6 protein-coding genes are annotated in these 3832 nt (G+C 63.3%); 4 read left to right on the plus strand and 2 right to left on the minus strand.

Annotated features, from left to right (window positions below; translation table 11 throughout):
* The 4 genes from SE92_RS26025 to SE92_RS26040 form a co-directional block, all read left to right on the plus strand.
* Positions 1-248 (plus strand): TIGR02281 family clan AA aspartic protease (locus SE92_RS26025; RefSeq protein ID WP_157095961.1); only part of this gene is annotated, 248 nt, incomplete at its 5' end.
* Between the two features lie 58 nt (positions 249-306).
* Positions 307-603, plus strand: coding sequence for a nucleotidyltransferase family protein (locus tag SE92_RS26030; protein ID WP_063199807.1), 297 nt, complete (start codon positions 307-309; stop codon positions 601-603).
* Positions 593-940 (plus strand): HepT-like ribonuclease domain-containing protein, encoded by a 348-nt coding sequence (locus SE92_RS26035; protein WP_063203763.1) that lies wholly within the window; start codon positions 593-595, stop codon positions 938-940. The genes SE92_RS26030 and SE92_RS26035 overlap by 11 nt, the downstream gene beginning before the upstream one ends.
* Positions 941-1098: 158 nt before the next feature.
* On the plus strand, positions 1099-2598 hold the full coding sequence (locus SE92_RS26040) for a phosphomannomutase/phosphoglucomutase (RefSeq protein WP_063199809.1): 1500 nt from the start codon (positions 1099-1101) through the stop codon (positions 2596-2598).
* A gap of 10 nt (positions 2599-2608) precedes the next feature.
* Here SE92_RS26040 and SE92_RS26045 read toward each other — a convergent pair whose 3' ends face one another.
* Positions 2609-3448 (minus strand): sterol desaturase family protein, encoded by an 840-nt coding sequence (locus tag SE92_RS26045; RefSeq protein WP_063199812.1) that lies wholly within the window; start codon positions 3446-3448, stop codon positions 2609-2611.
* A gap of 9 nt (positions 3449-3457) precedes the next feature.
* Positions 3458-3832, minus strand: a 375-nt coding sequence (locus SE92_RS26050) for a cysteine rich repeat-containing protein (RefSeq protein ID WP_245324694.1), incomplete at its 5' end; no start/stop codon positions are given.

Below are 3832 nucleotides of genomic sequence, written 5' to 3' on the forward strand. Positions count from 1 at the left end.
CGGCGGCCCGCTTTGGTCTTCGTCCCTCGCGCAGCGAGTACAACGCCACCGTCTCCACGGCCAACGGCACCATCAAGGCCGCGCGCACCCGCATCGCCATGCTCGATGTCGGCGGCCTCATCGTGCGCGACGTCGATGCCATGGTGCTGCCCGACGAGGCGCTGTCGGAGAACCTGCTCGGTCTCTCCTTCCTGTCCCGCCTGAAGCGCTTCGAGTATGCCAACGGCCAGATGGTGCTGGAGCAATAGCTTCGCTCTGGGCCGGGGAGGCCTCCCTTAAGGCCAGTTTGGGTGCTATATTCCGCCCATGGACAGGCCCGACCCGATTACCATCCTGCGACAGTCCGAGCACGCCCTTCGCGAACGGGGCGTTTTGCATGCCGCGTTGTTCGGTTCGGTCGCGAGGGGTGACAATCATCCCGGCAGCGATATCGACATCATGGTCGAGATCGATCCAGACGCGCGGATCACTGTCTTCGACTACGTCGAGCTCAAGGAATACATCTCCAATCTGTTTGAAGGCCCGGTTGACGTCGTCAATCGCGACGGTCTGAAATCATACGTTGCTCCTGCCGCGACGGCCGATGCTGTCTATGCCTTCTGATCGCATCGACGGGACTCTGCGGGACATCTTGCATCACATCGATTTGGCAGCCGAGTTCGCCGGCACGGCAGATCGCCAGGCATTCGCGGCGGACCTGCGGGCGGTCTATGCTGTAACGCGCTGTCTGGAGATCATTTCAGAAGCCTCTCGCCGTCTGCCGGAGAAGCTGAAAGAAAGGCACCCAGCGATCGCATGGAGGCAGATGGCGGCGGCAGGCAATGTCTATCGCCACAACTATGAAGATGTTGCAGCACATCTTGTGTGGGAGACTGTTCAGCAGGCTTTGCCAGCTCTCAGGGCAGTCGTCGAAGAGGAGATAGCACGGCTGCAGAGTTAGCCCATTCCGGTCATACATTTGGTGTCGCCTTCGCGGTAACGTTTCTTCGTTACCAAACTGCCGCAATTATCGGCCATAAGCCTGCATTCCCGCCTTCCGCTGCGGCCCGGCATTCGCTAAGGCTGCCTCATTTCCTGCCCTTTCACGAGACCGTCTCAATGTTCCCGAAGCCGAAATCCGTCCTTCTGCCCAACACCTACGCCTTCGAATCCGAGCCGATGGTGAAGCCGACCGGCTTTCGCGAATACGACGCGCGCTGGTTGTTCCAGAAGGAAATCAACCTGATGGGTGTGCAGGCGCTCGGCATGGGGCTGGGCGCGCTGATTGCCGAGCTCGGTGTCAAGCAGGAGATCGTCACCGGTCATGATTTCCGCGGCTATTCGGCCTCGATCAAGTATGCACTGATCTCCGGCCTGATGGCGGCTGGCTGCAAGGTGCACGACATCGGGCTTGCGGTGACGCCGATGGCCTATTTCGCGCAGTTCGATCTCGACGTGCCCGCGGTCGCCATGGTGACGGCCTCGCACAACGACAACGGCTGGACCGGCGTGAAGATGGGCGCCAACCGTCCGCTGACCTTCGGCCCCGACGAGATGACGCGGCTGAAGGAGATCGTGCTCAATGCCGAGTTCAAGAACAAGGCCGGCGGCGCCTACCAGTTCCACGAGAACTATCCGGCGCGCTACATCGCCGATCTCACCAATCGTCCGAAGCTGAAGCGCAAGCTCAAGGTCGTCGCGGCCTGCGGCAACGGCACCGCCGGTGCCTTCGCGCCGCAGGTGCTGGAGGCGATCGGCTGCGAGGTGATCCCGCTCGATACCGAGCTCGATCACACCTTCCCGAAATACAATCCGAACCCGGAAGACATGGAGATGCTGCACGCGATCCGCGATGCGGTGCTGCATCACAAGGCCGATGTCGGCCTAGGCTTCGACGGTGACGGCGACCGCTGCGGCGTCGTCGACAACACCGGCGAGGAGATCTTCGCCGACAAGGTCGGCGTGATGCTGGCGCGCGACATGTCGGCGATCCACAAGGACGCGCATTTCATCGTCGACGTGAAGTCGACCGGCCTGTTCGTCACCGATCCCGTGTTGCAGAAGCAGGGCGCCAGGACCGACTATTGGAAGACCGGCCATTCCTACATGAAGCGCCGCACCAACGAGACCGGCGCGCTCGCGGGATTCGAGAAGTCCGGCCACTTCTTCTTCAACAAGCCCTATGGCCGCGGCTATGACGACGGCCTGGTCTCGGCGCTCGCGATCTGCGACATGCTCGACCGCGCCCCCGGTAAGTCGATGGCCGATCTGAAGGACGCGCTGCCGAAGACCTGGTCGTCGCCGACCATGTCGCCGCATTGCGCCGACGAGACCAAATACGGCGTCATCGACCAGGTGGTGAAGCACTTCGAAGGCCTGCAGGCCAAGGGTGCCAAGATCGGGGGCCAGGCGATCCGCGATCTCGTCACCGTCAACGGCGTGCGCGTCACGGTCGAGGACGGCAGCTGGGGCCTGGTGCGCGCCTCCTCCAACAAGCCCGAGCTCGTCGTCGTGGTCGAGAGCCCGGTCTCCGAGCAGCGCATGCACGACATGTTCGAGATGGTGAACAGCGTGCTGCGCACGCATCCCGAAGTCGGCGAGTACAATCAGACGATTTGATCGTTCGCGCTCAGCCTCCGGGCGGGCCGAACAAGGCGCGGAGCTTCGCACTCGCTCCGCGCGCCGTCCATGCGTCTCTCAACATCGCGATCCATTCGCCCAGCGCGATCCGGATCGGGTTGAAGGACGGGGTGCCGCCGACCAGGCCGAAACGGAGCGGCTGATCCGTGGGACGCTCGGCAAAGGTGCCGAACAGGCGGTCGAACACGATCAGGATGCCGCCGTAGTTCCTGTCGAGACACGGCTCGTTGCAGGCATGATGCACGCGATGATGGCTCGGCGTGTTGAGCACCCATTCGAGCACGCCGAGCTTCGGCGCGAAGCCGCTATGGATGAAGAACTGGTAGAGCAGGTTGATCCCGAGCATCGCCACGATCGCGAGCGGATGAAAGCCGATCAGCGCCAGCGGCAGGAAGAACAGGAAATTGCCCGAGATGTTGCCGGTCCAGCCGAGCCGGATCGCCGCCGTCAGGTTCAGCCGCGTCGTCGAGTGATGCACCGCATGGGTCGCCCACATCCAGCGAATCCGATGCGAGGCGCGGTGCTGCCAATAGTACAGAAACTCGCTGCCCAGGAATAATCCTGCGAGCGCAAGCGGAGCGGTCTGCTCGAAGTCGAACAGCCGGTGTTCGTACAGGAAGGCGAACGGCACGGCGAGAATGCCGGCCTCGATCGCACGGAGCAGGTTCTGTCCCAGCGCGACGCCGAACGAGGCGACGCTCTCGCGCCAGTCGTGGGTGTCGTGGTGTGCGAGCCGGCCGATGCCATATTCGAGCAGCATCAGGCCCATCGCGGTTGCCAGGATCACGCGCCGAATCGTCGGATCGAGCAGGAGAGAAGCATAGGCCACGACGTCCTCCTATTTCGGGGCGACGCCGGCGCTGACGGCGCCGTCCCGCAGCGCCTGCGCGCGAGGCAGCGCCTGTGCGCAGGACGAGGTGAGTTGGCCGGCATGGGATTGCAGGCAGGCCAGGATGCGTCCGCCACCCGGCGCGACGTTGCTGCAAAGGCCCTCATAATCGGTACGGCAGGCCTGCATGACGGTACGCGCTTCGTTGCGCATCTGCGGCGTGATCTGCGTTTGCAGCTGGCTCTGGGCCCATGCGGAGGTCGAGGCGCCGAGGGCGACGATGGCCGCAGCTTGCGGCAGGGCGCGGAAGATTGATGTCATGGTGCTGATCCTTTCTGGTCTGTTTCGATGGACCGTCGCCGCCCCGGGGTAGATGCGGCGACG

Source organism: Bradyrhizobium sp. AT1 (assembly GCF_001590795.1).
Classification (GTDB): domain Bacteria; phylum Pseudomonadota; class Alphaproteobacteria; order Rhizobiales; family Xanthobacteraceae; genus Bradyrhizobium.

Coding starts and splice junctions, on each gene's coding strand:
- SE92_RS26030 (WP_063199807.1), top strand. CDS start 307: ATGGACAGGCCCGACCCGATTACCATCCTGCGACAGTCCGAGCACGCC.
- SE92_RS26035 (WP_063203763.1), top strand. CDS start 593: ATGCCTTCTGATCGCATCGACGGGACTCTGCGGGACATCTTGCATCAC.
- SE92_RS26040 (WP_063199809.1), top strand. CDS start 1,099: ATGTTCCCGAAGCCGAAATCCGTCCTTCTGCCCAACACCTACGCCTTC.